Source organism: Sphingobacterium sp. MAE (assembly GCF_056711605.1).
Genome location: NZ_CM160044.1, coordinates 3,867,195 through 3,887,862, shown reverse-complemented (window position 1 = coordinate 3,887,862; position 20,668 = coordinate 3,867,195). Strand labels below are relative to the sequence as shown.

Sequence of the window (20,668 nt, the reverse complement as noted above, 5' to 3'; positions counted from 1 at the left end):
AATTTCATCGGGAGGAGTTTTTACAATATTGTGCCGGAAATAAAAATTGAAATGACAGACCAGCTAAAATTAACAAATCAGGGATGTTTTCCGGTCTATGCATTGGCCAAAGAAATCGTAAACCACTACAGGCCCTATCTGGAAAAGCTGGATTTGACCTATCCTCAATATTTGGTGATGTTGGTATTGTGGGAAGAAAATGAACAGACCGTTACCCAATTGGGAGAAAAACTGAAACTGGACAGTGGTACTCTGACCCCGCTGCTGAAAAGAATGCAGCAAAAGGAACTGATTTTCAGAAAACGGAGCCATGCGGACGAACGTGTCGTAAATATATCCGTAACCGAAAAGGGGCAGCAACTAAAAATGTAAGCTCCCCCGAAAACAAGACTGTTAGAGAATAGAAAAAAGAGTGCTAACTTTAACAGTTAATTATGAAAGGGAAACGATTCAAACCGGAGCAGATCAGTAAGATCTTAAAAGAATTTGAAGCAGGCAAAAGTGTTCAGGAGCTCACACGGGAATACGGGGTGAGTTCAGCCACGTTTTATAAATGGCGTCAGCGGTATGGGGGTATGGAGAGCAGTGAACTGAAGCGGATGAAGGAGCTGGAGGAAGAGAACCGGAAGCTGAAGCGTATGTATGCTGATCTGGCATTAGACCTGGAGGCGGCAAAGGAGGTGATAAAAAAGCTTTGAAGCCCTGCCAGCGCAGACAGGTTGCTCAGGAATTGGTGGATTTGGGCAAAGGCATCAGCAGGGCGTGCCGCACAGTGGGATTGAGCAAGACCTGTTATTATTATGTATCGGATCGCGATGATAGTGAGGTGGAGAAAGCCTTGCGCATCAAGGCCGAACAGTTCCCCCGGGAGGGTTTCTGGAAAGCCTACGGCCGCTTGCGCCGGGAAGGTCATTTATGGAACCATAAGCGGGTACACCGCGTTTATAAGCTGATCGGGCTGAATATCCGCAGGAAAATGAAAAGACGTCTGCCCCAGCGAGTAAAACAACCATGGATCATTCCGCTCTCGGCCAACGACACCTGGAGCATGGATTTTATGAGTGACGCGCTCAGCAATGGGCGCAAATTCCGTTCCTTCAATGTGATGGACGATTTCAACAGGGAGGCGCTGCATATCGAGGTGGATTATTCCATGCGCAGCTCACGGGTGGTGTGGGTGCTGAACCACCTGATCAAACGTAGGGGAAAACCCAAGAAAATCTGGATGGATAACGGTCCGGAGTTTATTTCACAGATATTGACCGAATGGAGCCAGGTTAATGGTATCGAGTTTCTGTACATCCAGCCAGGAAGGCCTATGCAGAACGGACTGGTGGAAAGATTGAACGGTACTTACCGCGATCATGTGCTGGACAGCTACCTTTTCGACACGATAGACGAAGTCAGGGAAGTGACATGGAAATGGATGGACGATTACAATAATTACCGACCCCATGATAGTCTCGGTGATCTTGCTCCTGTAGAGTATGCCGCTTCCACGATTGCCTACAATCACTTATTAAAGAACGGGGATAAATACAAAGTACAGCCAAAATTTTATGTGATAAATTTTGACGACCCTCGCAAGAGCCACCGTTGCAACCCACTCAATCCCGACTTTATGACCTACATCAGCGACGCCTATGAAGCAGCATAAACCATAATGTTAAACCTCAACAGGTCGTGGATACAGAAGCAAGGAGATTTCTTCGTGGAAAGCCCGATTATTCTATTAGCAGCTATTATTTGGTATTTAAAAATCTATGATAACGGAAAGTATTGTACCTTTCCACACGGCATTGAGTTACTGAATAAAAAGTACGCAGACGTATTTACGATTTTAACTTCTTATCCTGATTTAGAGAACTATTTATCTCCCTTTATGGATGCTTGGCAGGGAGGCGCACAAGACCAATTACAGGGACAGATTGCATCAGCTAAAATACCTTTGTCAAGAATGATTAGCCCACAGTTGTATTGGGTAATGACAGGCGATGATTTTTCATTAGACATAAATAACCCACGTGAGCCTAAAATCCTTTGTGTAGGAAACAACCCCGACAGGCAAAATATTTATTCGGCGGCTTTGGGTTTGTACAATTCCCGAATTGTCAAACTCATTAATAAAAAAGGACAATTAAAGAGTTCTGTCATTATAGACGAGTTACCGACAATTTATTTTAGAGGCTTGGACAATCTTATTGCAACGGCGAGAAGTAATAAGGTAGCGGTTTGCTTAGGCTTTCAGGATTTTTCCCATTTAATTCGTGACTATGGAGATAAGGAAGCTAAGGTAATTCAGAACACGGTCGGTAATATTTTTAGCGGTCAGGTCGTGGGCGAAACGGCAAAGAGCCTGTCAGAACGCTTTGGGAAAGTATTACAGAAACGCCAAAGTATGACGATTAACCGAAATGACAAATCAACTTCAATTTCTACCCAATTAGACAGTCTTATTCCAGCTTCAAAAATCAGTACACTTACACAAGGTATGTTTGTCGGTTCAGTGTCCGATAACTTTGACGAACGTATAGAACAAAAGATATTTCACGAAGAAATTGTAGTAGATAACGAGAAAGTTGCTGCCGAAACAAAAGCGTACCAGAACATACCGGAAATTTTATCCTTTGTCGATGAAAGCGGAGAAGATAATATGAAACGGGATATTGAGAACAATTATCGTCAGATAAAATTAGACATTGTTCATATCGTGGAAAGTGAAATGGAGCGTATAAAGAACGACCCGAATTTACAGCATTTGATACAGGAGGGATAATATTGAATTTTTAAATCATTTATTTTGAAATATTTTAAAATACAGCGTCTTATAAAAGAGAGCAGACTTTTTTATTAACTTTGTTAAGTGAAAAAAATGTTTTCAATATTATTATTGTCTGTGTATTTAATTTCGACAACTGAATTAGGTCAGTTATTGAAGTTTCCTATACTTATAGAGCATTATTTCGATCACAAAGAAAAAAATCCGGAGGTTACTGTTTTGCAATTTTTGGAAGTTCATTACGCCGGGAACCATCTGGAAAACCATCCACACGATGACGATTATGAACAAGACAAACAATTACCGTTTATCGTACATATCAATGTTTTGAATATCAGTTTTGTACTTGCCCCCCCTTTTAGTTTTGATATAGAAACCAAAAAACTTGTAGGCAAAGAACCCAAAACCTTGCCTTTGGACGATACATTTTCTGATGACAATTACCTTTCTGCCATCTGGAAACCTCCGAAATTCTGTTAATCTTTTTTGATTTCCACGATGAATCCTTTCATCGTGCATTTGCTGTTTGATAATACTTTCATTCGGGCAGTCTGTGTATTTTGTGTCCGCCTGTAGGATTGATTATGTATTGGAAACGTCAAATCTCTTTATTTATCATTTACGATTAACAGAATAAATTATGCTTACAAAAATCATTGAGTTTTCTGTAAAGAACAAACTCATTATAGCATTATTGGTTCTTGGTTTAATCGGCATTGGCTCTTATCAGGTAAGCAAATTACCGATTGATGCTGTGCCGGACATTACCAATAATCAGGTGCAGGTTATTACAATCGCTCCGTCTTTTGGGGCAACCGATATCGAACGTCTGGTTACTTTCCCAATTGAACAGGCGAACTCCAATATTTCCGGACTCAAAGAAATCCGCAGTTTCTCCCGTTTCGGATTGTCCTTGGTTACCATTGTTTTTGATGATGGTATTGATGTGTATTGGGCAAGACAACAAGTGGCAGAGCGGCTGCAACAGGTTCAGAATGAAATTCCGCAAGGTATCGGAACACCGCAATTAGGGCCGATTTCTACCGGTTTGGGCGAAATCTATCAATATGTCGTTCGTCCTAAAAAAGGTTTTGAACAAAAATACGACGTTACGGAACTCCGTACCATTCAGGATTGGATTGTGCGTCGACAGCTACTTCAGGTCAAAGGCGTAGCGGAAGTCAGCAGTTTTGGCGGTAAATTGAAGCAATACGAGATTGCCGTGAATCCCAACCGACTCAATGCTTATGGCATTACCATCAATGATGTTTTTGATGCACTGAATGCCAATAATCAGAACACCGGCGGTGCTTATATCGAAAAAGGGCCAACTGTTCTCTACATCCGGAGCGAAGGTTTGGTGGGCAACATTGAGGATATTCAAAACATTTCCATTACAAACAAAAATAATGATGTACCATTGTTTATCCGCGATGTAGCCGATGTAAAAATTGGCTATGCCACCCGTTACGGAGCGATGACCTATAACGATCAGGGCGAAGTTTCCGGTGCGGTGGTAATGATGCTGAAAGGTGCCAACAGCAGTCAGGTCATCAAAGATGTAAAAGCCAAAGTGGCTCAAATCCAGAAAACCCTGCCCGAAGGCGTGGTGATAGAACCCTTTCTTGACCGTACCAAAATGGTGAATAACGCCATCAGCACGGTTGAGAGAAACCTTCTGGAAGGTGCTTTAATCGTGGTATTTGTCCTCGTTTTATTTCTCGGAAATTTCAGAGCCGGCTTACTCGTGGCTTCGGTGATTCCACTGGCAATGCTTTTTGCCATTTGTATGATGAACCTTTTCGGGGTGAGCGGCAATCTGATGAGTTTGGGTGCACTGGATTTTGGATTAATCATCGACGGAGCGGTCATTATTGTAGAAGCCGTCCTGCATCAGTTATCCCTCAATCCTAAGTTCAAGAGCCTGCTGAAAATTCCGTCCAATGATATGGATAGTGTAGTTACAGAATCTGCCGGAAGAATGATGAACAGTGCAGTTTTCGGACAAATTATCATCTTCATTGTGTACATTCCGATCCTAACATTGCAAGGGATTGAAGGGAAAATGTTCCGCCCGATGGCAGAAACGGTGGCGTTTGCATTATTAGGTGCATTTCTGCTTTCCCTAACCTACATTCCGATGATGAGTTCGGTTTTGTTGAAGAAAAGAAGTTTAAAACCTTCGTGGTCGGACAGGGTAATGAAGAAAGTAGAAGCGCTTTATTTGAAAACCTTGCTGAAAGTTTTACGCATTCCGAAAACCATTTTTACCATAATCGGGATATTGTTCATCACGGCAATAATTCTACTAAGCAGAATGGGCGGCGAATTTATTCCGTCTTTGGAAGAAGGTGATTTTGCGGTGGATACCCGCGTTTTACCGGGCAGCAACCTTACCACCACGATTGAAAGTACGCAAAAAGCAGCCCATATCTTAAAAACCCGTTTCCCCGAAGTGGAAAAAGTGGTCACCAAGATAGGAAGTGGAGAAGTGCCTACCGATCCGATGCCAATGGATGCTTCGGATATGATGGTCATTCTGAAAGACAAAAAAGAATGGACTTCCGCCAAAACGTTTCCCGAATTATCAGAAAAAATGAGCAAAGCACTGGAAGATGTGCCCGGTATTACAGTTGGTTTTCAGTATCCGGTAGCGATGCGTTTTAATGAACTGATGACCGGTGCAAGACAGGATGTGGTCATCAAAATCTTTGGCGATAATCTGGATTCTTTGGTTCAAAATGCCAACCAACTCGGTAAAATCATTGAAACGGTAAAAGGTACACAAAACCTTTATATAGAACCGGTTTCCGGGCTTCCGCAGGTGGTGGTAAAATACAATCGTCCCCTGATTGCTCAGTATCATCTTTCTGTTGCAGATGTCAATCGGGTGATTAATACCGCTTTTGCCGGACAGAGTACAGGTTTGTTTTTTGAAGGCGAAAAACGCTTTGATATGGTAGTACGCCTGAATGCCAGTGACCGAAAAAACATCAATGATATTCAAAATCTATTGGTTCCAACACCTGCAGGCAATCAGATCCCGCTCAATCAGCTGGCAACCGTAGATGTGGTGGAAGGTCCCAATCAAATTCAACGTGAAAATGCACAACGCCGTATTGTCGTCGGCTTCAACATCAAAGACCGTGATGTGCAAAGCATTGTGGAAGAATTGCAGGGTAAAGTGGACAAACAGATTAAACTTCCGGCCGGCTATTCTATTACGTATGGCGGTTCTTTTGAAAATCTGAACAACGCCAAACAACGGTTGATGATTGCCGTTCCGCTGGCATTGGCATTGATATTTGTCCTGTTGTTTATGGCGTTCAAGTCGATTAAAGAAAGTCTTCTGATTTACAGCGCCATTCCGTTGTCGGTCATCGGAGGTGTATTTATGTTGAATTTACGCGGAATGCCTTTCAGCATCAGTGCTGCCGTTGGTTTTATCGCTCTTTTTGGCGTAGCGGTTTTGAACGGTATTGTATTGATTTCAGAATTTAACCGACTACATAAAAACGGCATTAGAAATATCGTCAGAATTGTGATTGATGGCGGCGAAAGCCGATTGCGTCCGGTGTTGATGACCGCAGCCGTTGCCTCCCTCGGCTTTATCCCGATGGCAATAAGCACAGGTGCTGGAGCAGAAGTGCAGCGACCTTTGGCGACCGTGGTAATTGGCGGACTGATATTGGCCACTTTGCTCACCCTTTTTGTCCTACCGCTTTTATATGTCAATATCGAAAATGGATTTAAAATGAAAAAACCAAAATCCAAACATGTCGCCTCTGTTCTGTTGATTTTTATGCTGTTTTCAGGAATAAAAATGAAGGCACAAACCATAATTTCTTTAGATGAAGCCGTGCAAACAGCGTTGCAAAACAATCGCAAACTAAAAAATGAAAAACTGCGTTCGGATTATGCCAAAGCATTGATTAAAACTTCTAATGCCGATATTCAGCAAACCGCAGTTACAGCAGATTACGGACAAATAAATAGTGCATACAACGATATGAAATTCGGGATTTCGCAGAGCATCGCTTTTCCGACTGTGTATCAGAAACAGAAAAATTTGCATTACGAAGAATGGAAAAAAAGCCAGTTGAATGTTTCGCTTAAAGAATTTGAACTGAAAAAAGCCGTCAGCCAAAGTTATTTCCAGATGGTGTATTGGAAAGATAAGGAAAAATTGCTGAATGAAACGTTGCAACTGTACACCCAATTTTTAGACAAAGCCAGTTTGCGTTTAAAAGCAGGAGAAAGCAATATTCTGGAAAAAACAACGGCTTCCAACCAAAAATCGGCGATTGAGATTCAGTTGAAACAAGTGCAGCAGGAAATAAAAACCTTGCAGTTGCAGTTCAGTTGGTTGCTCAATTCCGAAACGGAATATCTTCCTTTGGATAATTCCAGACCGGTTCTTTTGCTTCAGGAAAATGCTTCGCATCCCTTGATACATGTATTGGAACAGCAAAAAACGGTTGCCGGCAAACAAACCGAAGTGGAAAAATCCAGACTTCTTCCGGGTTTGCAAATCGGTTATAATCTCAATTCGTTCAAAGGTATGGGACCTGATGATAAACTGTATTCTGCTACACCACAGTTTCATTCGGTGATGGTAGGTGTTGGCATTCCAATATTTTCAGGCGGACAAAAGGCAAGAATTCACGCTTCTAAAGTGGCGGAAAGCATTGCGGAAAACGATTGGCATAATACTGAATTTGCATTAGAGAAAAAACAGCAACAGCTCAAGCAAATGTATCAAACGAATCTCGAAATAATCAACCGTTACGAAACTGATGAACTGAAAAATTCAGACATCATTACCAAAACAGCACAGCAACAATTCATTAACGGAGAAATCAATTATCTGGAATTTGTAATGCTCGTCAATCAGGCAGTTTTGCTCAAAAGCAATTATGCAGATGCCCTATTGAAACTAAACGAAAGCGTTGTTGAACTGAATTATATCACGCTTCAGTAGTTGATGAACAGGATATTTTAAACAGTAAACAGAATTTTTCAAATCAATATATAATTAGACAAGAAAATGAAAATATTAAAATTATACGGTTCTTATTTTTTGGTCTTGATAGTACTGCTTTCCGCAGTTCAATGTCAACAAAAACAAGAAACCACCGCCACCAAAACTGCAAATCCGAAAGACGAAAACACGGTTATTTTCACCGATGCACAGTTACACAATACCCCCATTGAAACCGCGGAACTGTCGATGCAGCATATTTCCACCGTATTGAAACTCAACGGTAAAATTGATGTACCACCGCAAAATCTGGTTTCCGTAAGTACACCGCTGGGCGGCTATCTGAAAAGCACCCGCCTTTTGCCAGGAATGAAAGTAGTTAAAGCTCAGGTAATTGCCGTTATTGAAAATCCGCAGTTTGTACAGTTGCAGCAGGATTATCTGATGGCAAAATCCAAATACCACTTTGCCCAACTGGATTATAACCGACAAAATAAGCTCAACCAAAGCCAGGCAAGTAGTGATAAAGTGATGCAGCAGGCACAATCCATTATGAGCGATCAGCAAATTCTGATGAATTCCATTGCCCAGCAACTGAAGTTGGTCAACATAAATCCGGCTAAGATATCTGCCGGAAATATTCAGCAGAGCGTACCTGTCTATAGTACCATCAACGGTTTTGTGAGCAAGGTGAATGTGAATGTAGGCAAATATGTAACGTCTTCGGATGTGCTGTTTGAACTCATCAATCCTTCTGATATTTACCTCAATTTAAAAGTGTATGAAAAGGATTTGGAAATGCTGAAAACCGGGCAACAGATTGTGGCTTATACCAATGTAGATCCTTCAAAAAAATATGCCGGTGAAATTTTGCTGACGAGTAAAGATGTGGACGGAAGTGGCATTGCCGATGTGCATTGTCATTTTGAAAAATACGATCCGGCACTCATTCCCGGAATGTATATGAATGCCGAAGTGGAAACCGAAAATTCCTTTGCCAACGCCATTCCCGAAGAAAGTGTGGTGGATTTTGAAGGGAAAAATTTTGTTTTTGTAGAAGCCGGAAAACAAAGCTGGAAGATGATGCCGGTCACGTTAGGAATTTCTGAAAATAGCTATGTTGAGATCCTCAACTTTTCTGATTTCAAAGGCAAGAAAATCGTAACCAAAAATGCTTATACTTTATTGATGAAGCTGAAGAACACAAGCGAAGATGAAGATTAATAGTCAGATAAAATCTCATATAAATATTTAAAAAAATGGAAATTATAAAAACAATCATTCCCCTATTACTGATTTTGCTGATTGGCATCCAGTTCTTTGGGGTAACGCCCAATACTTCTGCAATAGTGCCTGAAAGTGCCATAGAAAACCATTACAGCATTCCCTCAAATGTGCAGCAAATCCTGAAAACCAGTTGTTACGACTGCCATTCCAATAACACGGTTTATCCATCTTACAACAAGTTGCAACCCATCAAATGGTGGCTGGCAGAACATATCGCGGATGGAAAAAAACATCTGAATTTTGATGAATTTAATGCATATGCTACAGATCAGAAATTACGTAAGCTGGCTGAGATTGAGGAAACCGTAAATGCAGGAGAAATGCCATTGAAAAGTTATACCCTTATCCATAACAATGCAAAATTGTCGGATGAGCAGAAGCAGCAACTCCGGGATTGGGTCATTGCCACAAAAAAGGTAATCAATCGTAAAGCTATTAACCGATGAAGAGGGTTATTGTATTAATCCTGTTGTGCTTATCCCAATGGAGTGTGGCTCAAAGTGGGTTGCAGAACATTGCCCAAAAGCCGGCATCAGATTCTGTATCGGTATATCAATTCAAATATAAAAAGCTGATAGTACCATCTGTTTTTATTGGATATGGAATCCTAAGTCTGACTTCTGATGACCTGAAACAGTTGAACAACTCCACCAGATATGAAATTGGTGAGCATCAGCCGGATAAATCAAAACTGGATAATTATGCCCAATATTTACCGGCAGCATTGGTTTATGGATTAAATGCTATCGGACTTGAAGGAAAACATAATTTGAAAGACCGAAGTATTATTTTAGGCACATCACTGTTGATTTCAAGTGCTGTCGTATTACCTGCCAAGCATTTGGTAAAAGAAGAGCGACCCGATGGTTCCAATGCACTGTCATTTCCGTCCGGACACACGACGTTTGCCTTTGCAACTGCCCAGTTTATGTTTCGGGAATATCAGGATGAAAATATTTGGTTAAGTTTGACTGGTTATCCTATTGCTGTTTTTACGGGAGTTTATCGGATTTTGAATGATAAACATTGGGTGGGTGATGTGGTTGCAGGTGCCGGTATTGGTATTCTCTCCACAGAAGTTGCTTATTGGCTGTTCCCGAAAGTCAGTCAACTATTTTCAATAAATCATACCGAAAACAGTGCTCTTGTATATCCGTTTTATCAAAGTAAAACAATGGGATTAGGTTTGTCTCTAAACTTTTAAAATTATAAAAATGAAAAATATATATAAATTCATTGTCGTTCTCAGCATTGCCTTAGTGGCACTTGTTATGGAATTTATTCTAAAAGAACCCTATTATTCTAAAATCTTAATTACGGCAACCGGCATTTTGATGTCTATTGTTCTTCTGAAAGGAATGATCGACGTGCTTCGTTCCGGGAATTTTGGCGTGGATATTTTGGCGATTTCTGCCATTGCTGCAACCTTAGCTGTTGGTAATTATTGGGCGGCACTCATTATCCTCATTATGATTACCGGAGGTGATTCGTTGGAAGATTATGCCCAGAAAAAAGCCCGGAAAGATTTAAAATCATTGCTTGATAATACCCCCCGAATTGCTCATAAAAAAACAGGAAACGATTTAGATGACGTTCCTGTGGAGGATATTAAAATCGGTGACATCATCATCGTAAAACCCAAGGAAATTATTCCCGTGGACGGAATTTTACTGAGTTCAGAGGTGCTGCTGGACGAATCTTCGCTCACGGGCGAATCCAAACCCGTCAACAAAACCAAAGGCAACGGCTTATGGTCGGGTTCGGTGAATGGTTCGGGAGCCATTACCATTCAGGTTTCCAAACTCGCCAAAGAAAGCCAGTACCAGCAACTCGTGCAATTGGTGCATAATTCCGAAAAAGAGCCGGCACATTTTGTGCGAATGGCGGATCGGTACGCTTTGCCTTTTACCATCGTTGCTTTTTTAATTGCCGGAATTGCTTATTTGATTACCAAAGATCCCAACCGCATTGCCGAAGTGTTGGTGGTGGCTTCGCCCTGCCCGCTGATTCTGGCGGCTCCCATTGCCCTGATAGCCGGAATGAGCCGTTCCAGCAGAAATGGGGTGGTGGTAAAATCCGGGACTGTCATCGAAAAACTGGACAGAATGAAAGCCATCGCCTTCGATAAAACCGGAACTTTAACCAAAGGCGATCTTACTTTGGACGACATTATCCCGGAAAATCCTTATTCGAAAGACGAACTGATTGATTTTGTAGCCAGCGTGGAACAGCAATCTTCCCACGTTTTGGCGGTTTCGGTGATGAAATATATCGGCGATAAAACGATTCTTCAGGCAACACATTTAAAGGAAATAGAAGGAAATGGTATTCAAGGAAAAGTTGATGGCAAACTGGTGAAAGTAGGTAAACTGAGTTTTGTAACGGCTGAACCCATTCAAATTAAAACGGAAAAAACCTCGTTGTTTGTTTCGGTGAATGACAAATATGTTGGGGAAATCACCTTTATCGATGAGGTGCGTCCCGAAGCCCGGCAAACCATTGCCCAATTACTAAAAATGGGTATCCAAAAAATTATGATGATTTCCGGCGATAAACAAAGTATTTCTGAAAACATTGCCAAAGAAATTGGCATTACGGAAGTGCACGGTGGCTGTTTGCCTCAAGACAAACTAAAAATCCTGAAAAGTATGCCCGACGAATTTCGCCCGGTTGTAATGGTGGGTGATGGCGTGAACGATGCACCGTCGTTAACCGTTGCCGATGTAGGCATTGCGATGGGTGCTAAAGGATCGAGTGCCGCCAGCGATTCGGCTGATGTGGTGATTTTAAGAGACAATCTGCAAAAAGTGAGTGATACTATTCTCATTTCCAAAGAAACGATGAAGATTGCCCGTCAATCCGTTTTCATTGGCATTGCCGTTTGTACCGTGCTGATGCTGATTGCAGCCTTCGGTGTTTTACCGGCATTGATTGGTGCAGGATTGCAGGAAGTGGTGGATCTGATTTCCATTACCTCGGCATTAAGGGCTTTGAAGGACAGAACGTAACCACAACATTTGTTAATTGTCAGGAAAACCTTCAAAGGTCGCTGTTCAAGTAAAATAAAAACGTCCATAAAGACCGAAGGGCAAAACATCTATTATCTGGGTTACATCAGCGTCGATAATGACCTGTTGAAAGGCATAAAGGGTTGTTAAAAAGAATCGCTTCTAATTAAGCAATTTTAAAAGGGGATTGTCTCACAAGGACAGCCCCTTTTGTTTTGGTTTAGCGTGCTGTTTTCATAGCCTTACAGTTTTATCGGAATACCACTGTTACAAACGGCATCCACTAATCCAAGTATAAAATTCCTACTATCAAATGAGAACTTTTCACAGGTAAAACCCAAGCTGTGAAAGATTTATTTCCATTTCTGTTTGCCGGATAAATTTTATTCTTTAATTTTACATAACCAATTATGTAAATAGTTATTTAATCCGTTTATGATATGCAACAAATTGAAAGGAGGAAACTAACACCAGAACACGAACAAAGAATAAGGGTAGGTATTCCAAAACAGGTACTAATGAAAATGTACAATGCAAGTGCTGAAAGCGTTGCAGAGGGCTACGTCCAAATTGCCGTGCCACATCAGGAAAGTTTGGTAAGAAAAGGCGGAATTTTTTACGGTGGTGTACTATCAGCATTGGCAGATACAGCCGCCTATTTTTCGGCTGCATCATTACACGATGCAGATGCTTACTTCCTTACCGTAGAACTCAAAATAAACTATCTAAACCCAGCAATAGGCGAAAAAGTTTTTGCCACGGGGGAAGTAGTGAAAAATGGTAAAACATTGAATATCTGTAAATCTGATATTTATGTAGTTACAGGCAATGAAAGAAAATTAGCTTGTACTTCCCTTGTTACTTTAATGCAGACAAAAAGAAAATAATATGGAAATCACATCTGTAAAATCATTTATTGATTACTACGAAAAAATTAGAGAGCGTACCAATCGTATAATAGCAATCGTACTGCCCGAACATATTGACTTTGCTTACAAGCAGGGAAAATACACCATAGGCGACCAAATACGTCACATAGCCACCATTGAAAGGTATATGTATGCCGAAACCATTTCGGGCAGAAAAAGTGCTTATCAAGTGTAAATCGTCAGCATAATTTGGACATAATTCAATAAAAACTAAGAGAGTGTTTTCCTGAAAAATTTTTAACTTTAATCATTATGGGAAGACCAAAAAAAACTACCCCCGAAAACTTTATCAAGGATGTACGTCGCAGTACACGAAGAATCTTCACTGCCGAGCAGAAAATTTTGATCGTTATGGAAGCGTTACGAGCGGAGAATTCTATTGCCGAGATCTGTCGTAAGCACAGTATTAACGAGTCTCAGTTCTATAAATGGAACAAGGAGTTTTTGGAGGCAGGAAAAAAGCGACTTGAAGGCGATGTTACCCGTGAGGCGACCTCAGATGAAGTTGCCGAACTTCGAAAAGAAAACGCCAGACTTAAAGAAATGGTTGCCGATCTGGTTCTACGCTATGATATCGTAAAAAAAAGCTTGGATCTGCTGGATTAACTGATAAATACAAAAAGTATATGCGATTATCAGCGGGAGAAAAAATGGAGATTATCGAGGCTGTTACCCGATCTGAGCTTGGCGTGAAGCGCACCTTAACTGAATTTGGTATTTCCAGAAGTACATTTTACAGCTGGTATGACCGGTACCTCAAAGACGGCGATGAGGGGCTAGAACTGAAAAACAGGGACTGCAAACAACAGTGGAACAGTATTCCAGAACAAGTTAAAGAATTTGTTGTAGAGGTTGCCCTGGATAAGGTTGATCTATCGGCCCGCGAGTTAGCACATCACAGACGAGCACGAGATTTTCATTTCTGAATCTTCAGTTTATAGAATCCTTAAAAACAAAGGTCTGATAAGTGCTCCGACCCATATTTTGATCAGTGCATCCAATGAATTTAAGGATAAAACCGGTTTTGTGCATGAAATGTGGCAGACAGACTTTACCTATTTCAGAATAAAAGGCTGGGGTGATTATTATTTAAGTACCATCCTGGACGATTTCAGCCGCTACATCGTACATTGGGAGCTTTGTACATCCATGAAGCATGAGGATGTGATACGTAATGTGGACATGGCAATAGAAAAGGCAAAATTAAAAACAAAGGTTAAGCCTAAATTATTGTCAGACAATGGATCCTGTTACATCTCCAAGGAGCTGGGAAAGTACCTGAACGAAGAACTGGAAATGAAACAGGTGCATGGCAGACCAGCACATCCACAGACTCAAGGAAAAATTGAAAGGTATCACAGGACAATGAAGAATGTGGTCAAATTGAACAATTACTATTCACCAGAAGAGCTAAAAGAAGCCCTAGAAGAGTTTGTAAATAGATATAATAACGAACGCTATCATGAGTCTTTAAAAAACCTCACCCCGGCTGACGTATATTATGGTCGTGGAGACCTCATATTAAAACAAAGAGAAAGCCTAAAAAAACTGGCCATTAATAACAGAAAAACAGAATATTTAAAACAAAAATTAATAGATTTATAAAACTAAAACACTCCTTAAGCATTTGTCCAAATTAGTTTGAAGACATACAGTCCCAATCGTACTTTTCTTTAATAAATATTACGATCTGTTTTCTTTCTTTAAAAGTATCAAGGAAGTTTGTATTTAAAATTTTATTATATATGGTACAGATGGTATGGTATTTAAAATAACATATTTTGAAGGGTCGTTTGAATATTTTTTCAGAAGTTTTTCTCTAAGATTTCTCGGCGGTATATAATCTCTCCTTGCTAATTTCTCTAAGCCTATAGTCGTAAAGTTTGATATCTTATTTAGAATTGTAAGTGAGGGTACGGTTTTTACTATTTTCGATATTAGTTAGGGTTGTTCTCAAAAAGTTACAAAGAAGAGCAAAGTTATCTTGACTAAGACCAGTAGCATCTCAATAATATTAGGTATCAGAATTTTTATTGTTAGTTCAGATTTTGTGATTCTTTAATTTAGCAGATATATAATTATAACATAGCCTTTTCAGGCAAAAAATCTTTTGGGGACATTCCAAAATGGTCAGCAAGTAAATTAATGTGGTCAATATTATATTTCGCTCTATTGGATGGATTCTCAACATTTGTAATAAAGACTCTGTTGACTCCAATGATGGTTGCTATATCTGCTTGATTAAGTTTTCTTTCTTTTCTGAATTTAAACACGTAATCAATGATGTACTGCTCAATTTTACTAATATTTCCTTCTTTATGCATTATGATAAAGAAATCTAAAATAAATTACAAAAATGTATTGCATGTATTACATTTTATTTCTATCTTTATAATCGTATTATAAGTGGTGATATTATTGAATAAATATACAGAAAAGTAAAATAAGTTAATATATAATAACAAAAACGAACCTCGTAACGAAATCTGGCGATTTTTTTATACTAATGCGAGTGTGAGTATTGCGTCAATTCATTATCTTTGGAGAATTTCCTAGGATCGGATTGACGCTTACTTAAAGCATCGTATTAGATTGAATATTTGGGCCTAGACAATATTCTAGAGGCTCCGCCAGAGCCTTCGTTACGATGACAGTAAGCGATCAATCCATTTTTTTGATTTCTTATTAGTTCGTGCAAAGAACTGATTATGAAAATACCATCAAAATAAATTTATAAAGCATTGGAGTATTATTCTAAATAATATTTCAATGCTTTTTTATGTCAATATCGAATAGCTATCATTGAAGACAGATTAAAATGAATAAGCAGCAAATACACAAAAACATCAAATCCCCGGCCGATTAGGTTGGTTCAAGTAGCCATTATGGCGATTTTCTAAGAGAATGCGTATCGATGACCGATATGAAACCTGTATGATAACTTTATAACGCATTCTAAAGCAATTAACCATTTTTTTATTTGTGACCTACGCAAAGCTTAGGGGCAGGAAGATGCATTTGTTAGTATCTGCAAGCTAATCTTTTGTTATTAGGTCACAGCCCTAAAAACCTTTAAGAATGAACAATTTTTACAAGGGTGGGAGAGAACTGGCCTATTTAAAAGGGCTGTCCCACTATGCTGTACAGCAAAAAACTACAGCAATCCGACAACATTTACAGATGCAAGTGCAAGCCGCTATACTTGCTAATGCCATCAGGTTTATTGACCCCATCACTTTACTCCGTAAGCTATGGAAAAGCAAAGCAATCCTTTTACTCTGGATCGCTTTGTTACATATGTTTAGTTTATCAGCTCAGACATTATCTATATCAATAGATGTTAAGAAGGATTCTAGTATACATCCTATAAATATTGGCGATCATATTCCTGAGAAGCTTTGGAATACCATATTACCCGTAATGCATCATCCGCAATTAAAAAGGGATATTTACCTAAACGAATTTAAGTCAAAGAAATTAGTCATTATTGACTTTTGGGCTACTTGGTGTGCTCCATGTATTGCATCGCTTAAAAAGCTTCAAATTATTGAAAAGAAATATCCCCATCAGTTTTCCGTATTGCCAGTTACCTACGAGAAATTTGATTTCCTTCAAAAGCAAATGGCCAAACTCAACTTTTATCCGTTCAGTGTCCATTCGGACCCCTCCTTGCTACAGTACTTTCCGCATAGAAGTATTCCGCATCAAGTATGGATCGTAGATGGTCGAGTGGCACATATCGGTGATGCAAATAGTGCTACTGTAGAAAATATTTTAGCAGCTATTGAAGGTCATATACCGCAGATGAAAGTTAAAAAAGAATTTTTAGATTATGAGCTAACTAAGCCACTGGAAGAATATGCCATGAAGGCAAATGCAAAGATTTATAAAAAATCTGTCATCACTGGCTCCATAAGCGGAATCGGAGGTAGCTATGGTATAATGAAAGATGCCGGTAATAGGTTACTGTACTATAATAATGCTACTATCATCAATATGATATCTTATGCAACAGATATTCCTTTAAATAGGATCTGGATAGATACGCTAGGATCAGCGAATAAAGTAATTGTAAAGCAAGTGTCTTGTTATCAATTGATAACCTCTGGAGCTACTTCCGATGATAATATGAAAACTTTCTTTAAAGATGATCTCTCTGCGACTTTTAATTTCCGCCTCGATCAGATACTGAAGAAAAAAGTGGTCAGTAAAGTAGTAAGATCTATACATGTCGATAAGCAGCAGCTTGATAAATTAAGCTACAGTATAGACATTATGTCTTTAATAGGTTTGTTAAATCTAAGTTTCAACTGGAAACAGGATCTTCCAGTTTATGTATCAAACTTGCCGTCGGATACGATCATATATTCAGATAAAGTAATTGGACCTATAATAAAAAACCAAAAGCTATTGGCTGAGCTACTCCGATTAAATGGAATGTCTATACAGCAGGATGTCCAGGACCTCGAAATGCTTGTTGTAGATTCAAATTAATAACCAGAATAATGAAGATATTAATAATTTGTGTGATAACAATGCTTGGGCTGGGCTCTCAAGCGTATTGCCAGAAAAACATAAGCGGTCGTATTATAGATGATAAAGAAGAATTATTGCACAATGCCACAGTGCGAAACTTAACCTCCAATGTAACTGTGTCGACAAATATAGCGGGTAGGTTTTCCATCATCGCTAATGATACTGACTCCCTAAGAATAGCACTCTTGGGCTTCGAATCTAAAATTATTGCCATTAACGATTGGCCAGAAAACGGAATTATTCTATTGACGAGAAAAGTATTTGTACTGGATGATGTGGAGGTGGTATATACAGGGTTTCAGCGCCTAAGAAAGGATCAAATAACAGGTGCCGTGGATGTAATCTCCGAGAAGATGCTGAATAGAACCACGGGCACAAATATCCTATCACGTATTGAAGGTCTTTCTCCTGGCATTCAATTCAATAAAGGGGATGCTGCGGAAACGGATGCGTTTTTAATACGAGGACGGAGTACCATATCCGCAGAAGCAAAGCCACTTATTGTTGTGGATGATTTTCCGTATGAAGGCGATATCGGACAGATAAACCCCAACGATGTTGCCTCTGTTTCTATTTTAAAGGATGCTGCTTCGGCAAGTATATGGGGAGCACGGGCTGGAAATGGTGTTATTGTCATCAAAACAAAACAAGGCTTGAACGATAAATTGAAGGTTGATATCAAGTCTGATTTTGCGATACAGAATAAGCCTGATTTCGATAATTTGAAATGGATCAAATCGGCTGATATGATTGAATTTGAAAAACAACGGTTTACGCAAGGTGCCTACGATGACTTGTTGAACGGTCCCTACTATTTGACGCCTATAACTGCGGTTGTGGAGCTGTTATTTAAAAAACGGAACAATCCAAATGGCGATATACTGGATGAACAGATCGAACAGATGAAGAGCAAAGACGTCAGAGACGATATTGCGACTCATTTATATCGGCTGAGCTTTCGTCAGCAATACCACATGTCCATATCTGGAAGAGCAAAGCAACATGCTCATATGACATCTGTGGGGTATTTTAAAGAGCTTGCCACATTGCGCGGTAAAGCTGATCAAAGATTGACGGTAAGAACTAACAATACATTTCGTTTTTCACCGATGATTGAATTGACGCACAGTTTACAGTATAACCACCTAAAACAAAAGACAAATGCCAATCCAGGTTATTTAATTACAAATAATCGGGAAATCTACCCATATGCCTCCCTAGTTGATCCTGATGGCAATCCGAATAATTTATATTTGAACTATCCTAAAGCATATTTGGATACGATTGGTGGCGGGGATTTAAGGGATTGGTCTTTTAATCCGGTACGTGACCTTAATACAGTAGAAAATAAAATGTCAGGTTATAATCTTACTAATAATATTGCACTGATAATAAAACCAGTTTCTGATCTTTCAGTGAGCATAAGATATCAATATCACGTTGGGTCGGATGATAATGACAGACATTATAGGCAAGAATCTTACTTTACCCGGAGTTTATTCAACCAATATGCTTTCAAAAAGAATGGTAATTGGATCAGTGCTGTTCCTGAAGGCGGCATATTAGACTATAATGAAAGTACACTAAGATCCCATCAAGCACGTGCGCAAGTAGATTATAATAAAAAATTCAATGATGTGTTTCGATTGGATGGTATTGGCGGTTACGAAATTCGTTCGAAAGTTGAACAAGGGAAGTATGGGCGTTTTTATGGTTATGTCGATGATCGTATGTCTGTGTCTAGGAATGTCGATTATATCACTAACTATGTGCTATTGAGTAGTGGTGCTTCCGCAAAAGTTCCTGCTATAGTAGGGGTAAACAAGAATACGGATAATTTTCTTTCTTGGTTTGCAAATGCTGTATTCTCGTATAAGGATCAACTATTTATTTCGGGTAGCGTCCGAAAGGATGAAGCCAATTTGTTTGGCGTGGAAACGAATGCGAAAGGAACTCCTTTTTGGTCTACAGGTTTGCGATGGGAATTGGGAAATTTAGCTGTATTTAAAAACAGATTATTAAATCGGATGGCGCTACGAGCGACATATGGTGTTAATGGAAATGTTTCCAGATTGGCCACAGCCTTAACAACGATTCAATATATTTCGTATACCCAATCGGGATTGCCAGCAGCTACGTTAAACTCACCACCAAATAAAAATTTGCGTTGGGAAAAAATTAATACGGCCAACTTTGGAATAGATTTTTCTTTATTTGATAGCCGTTTGTTGGGCTCATTTGACTATTATATAAAAAATGGAAGGGACTTGCTGTCGCAGGCTCCAATGGATCCAACATTTGGGGTAACATCTTTTTTCGGAAATGTGGCTTCAATGGACGGTAAAGGATGGGATCTAACCCTGCAGTCGCGAAATCTTAAATCTGTAGTGTCATGGAATACATTCCTAAATCTGAGCTATTCCAGTAGTACCGTTAAAAAATATCTCATGCCCAAAAGTACATCTCCAATGCCATACTTAGGAAGTTCTGGTATAAGCCCGCTAGAAGGTAAACCGCTATATGCTGTTTTCAGTTATCCATGGAGGGGATTAAATCCATCCAATGGTAATCCGCAAGGAAATTACCAAGGCGAGATTTCTGAGGATTATAAAAACATATTGATAAATACAGCGATTGAGAATATGGTATTCCATGGGCCTATGCAGTCTCCCTGGTATGGCACTATACGTAATGAATGGGAATACAAAAATATAGGCCTTTCCGTCAACTTAAGTTTCAAATTTGGAGGATATTACCGTGTACCGTCTTTTTTTAGTTCTAATCTCTTAGCTGGATTTAGTGGACACAGCGATTATGCCAAACGTTGGCAAGCAATCGGTGACGAGGTGAAGACTGAGGTTCCCTCTCTGGATTTAAATAGGAATGCGGATCGAGACTCATTTTATAAATATGCATCGGTGTTGGTTCAAAAATCCGATAATATACGTGTTGAAGATATATTAATATATTACTCCCTAGTCCCTAAATCAATGCTTAAATGGGGTGTTGAAAACGCGCGTGTTTTTGCCCAAATTCAAAGTCCCAATTGGGCATGGATAGGTAACAAATCTGGGATTGATCCTTATTTTAATAATGTGCCAAAGTCGCAACCAATCTATGCTTTTGGTTTAAGTTTTACATTTTAAAA

Annotated in this window: 12 protein-coding genes and 3 pseudogenes; 14 read left to right on the top strand and 1 reads right to left on the bottom strand. The window is 39.6% G+C overall.

Annotated elements, in window-relative coordinates; all coding sequences use genetic code 11:
- The first annotated feature begins 51 nt into the window (after positions 1-51).
- The 12 genes and pseudogenes from AC06G9_RS16610 to AC06G9_RS16555 all read left to right on the top strand — a co-directional run bounded on the left by AC06G9_RS16610 (position 52) and on the right by AC06G9_RS16555 (position 14,589).
- The gene (locus AC06G9_RS16610) at positions 52-372 is read left to right on the top strand and encodes a MarR family winged helix-turn-helix transcriptional regulator (protein ID WP_480956786.1); all 321 of its coding nucleotides are present in this window, start codon (positions 52-54) and stop codon (positions 370-372) included.
- 62 nt (positions 373-434) lie between these two features.
- Positions 435-1,498: pseudogene (locus AC06G9_RS16605) on the top strand (IS3 family transposase); the annotation flags it as partial.
- Positions 1,496-2,776, top strand: a pseudogene (locus AC06G9_RS16600) (TraM recognition domain-containing protein); the annotation flags it as partial. The pseudogenes AC06G9_RS16605 and AC06G9_RS16600, both read left to right, overlap by 3 nt.
- A gap of 96 nt (positions 2,777-2,872) precedes the next feature.
- Positions 2,873-3,259 (top strand): hypothetical protein, encoded by a 387-nt coding sequence (locus tag AC06G9_RS16595; RefSeq protein ID WP_480956785.1) that lies wholly within the window; start codon positions 2,873-2,875, stop codon positions 3,257-3,259.
- Between the two features lie 160 nt (positions 3,260-3,419).
- A complete protein-coding gene (locus AC06G9_RS16590) occupies positions 3,420-7,760 on the top strand; it encodes a CusA/CzcA family heavy metal efflux RND transporter (protein WP_480956784.1) in 4,341 nt (1,446 codons plus the stop codon).
- Positions 7,761-7,826: 66 nt separating this feature from the next.
- Positions 7,827-8,984, top strand: coding sequence for an efflux RND transporter periplasmic adaptor subunit (locus AC06G9_RS16585; RefSeq protein WP_480956783.1), 1,158 nt, complete (start codon positions 7,827-7,829; stop codon positions 8,982-8,984).
- A 35-nt stretch (positions 8,985-9,019) separates the two neighbouring features.
- The gene (locus AC06G9_RS16580) at positions 9,020-9,493 is read left to right on the top strand and encodes a heme-binding domain-containing protein (RefSeq protein ID WP_254526883.1); all 474 of its coding nucleotides are present in this window, start codon (positions 9,020-9,022) and stop codon (positions 9,491-9,493) included.
- Positions 9,490-10,251: a phosphatase PAP2 family protein gene (locus AC06G9_RS16575; protein ID WP_341831001.1), complete on the top strand. Its 762-nt coding sequence runs from the start codon at positions 9,490-9,492 to the stop codon at positions 10,249-10,251. Before AC06G9_RS16580 ends, AC06G9_RS16575 begins: the two co-directional genes overlap by 4 nt.
- Positions 10,252-10,261: 10 nt before the next feature.
- Positions 10,262-12,055, top strand: coding sequence for a heavy metal translocating P-type ATPase (locus tag AC06G9_RS16570; protein ID WP_480956782.1), 1,794 nt, complete (start codon positions 10,262-10,264; stop codon positions 12,053-12,055).
- Between the two features lie 440 nt (positions 12,056-12,495).
- Positions 12,496-12,942, top strand: a complete 447-nt coding sequence (locus AC06G9_RS16565) for a PaaI family thioesterase (RefSeq protein ID WP_254526881.1) — start codon at positions 12,496-12,498, stop codon at positions 12,940-12,942.
- Between the two features lies 1 nt (position 12,943).
- Positions 12,944-13,159 carry a hypothetical protein gene (locus AC06G9_RS16560; protein WP_480956781.1) on the top strand — a complete coding sequence of 72 codons (216 nt, stop codon included), beginning with the start codon at positions 12,944-12,946 and terminating at the stop codon, positions 13,157-13,159.
- A gap of 77 nt (positions 13,160-13,236) precedes the next feature.
- A pseudogene (locus AC06G9_RS16555) lies at positions 13,237-14,589 on the top strand (IS3 family transposase).
- Positions 14,590-15,062: 473 nt separating this feature from the next.
- On the opposite strand, the gene AC06G9_RS16550 reads toward AC06G9_RS16555, so the two are convergent.
- Entirely contained in the window at positions 15,063-15,308 is a 246-nt protein-coding gene (locus tag AC06G9_RS16550; RefSeq protein ID WP_480956780.1) for a helix-turn-helix domain-containing protein, read from the bottom strand.
- A 754-nt stretch (positions 15,309-16,062) separates the two neighbouring features.
- On the opposite strand from AC06G9_RS16550, the gene AC06G9_RS16545 reads away from it, so the two are divergent.
- Positions 16,063-17,478: a TlpA family protein disulfide reductase gene (locus AC06G9_RS16545; RefSeq protein ID WP_480956779.1), complete on the top strand. Its 1,416-nt coding sequence runs from the start codon at positions 16,063-16,065 to the stop codon at positions 17,476-17,478.
- An 11-nt stretch (positions 17,479-17,489) separates the two neighbouring features.
- Positions 17,490-20,666: a SusC/RagA family TonB-linked outer membrane protein gene (locus AC06G9_RS16540; protein ID WP_480956778.1), complete on the top strand. Its 3,177-nt coding sequence runs from the start codon at positions 17,490-17,492 to the stop codon at positions 20,664-20,666.
- Positions 20,667-20,668 lie beyond the last annotated feature (2 nt).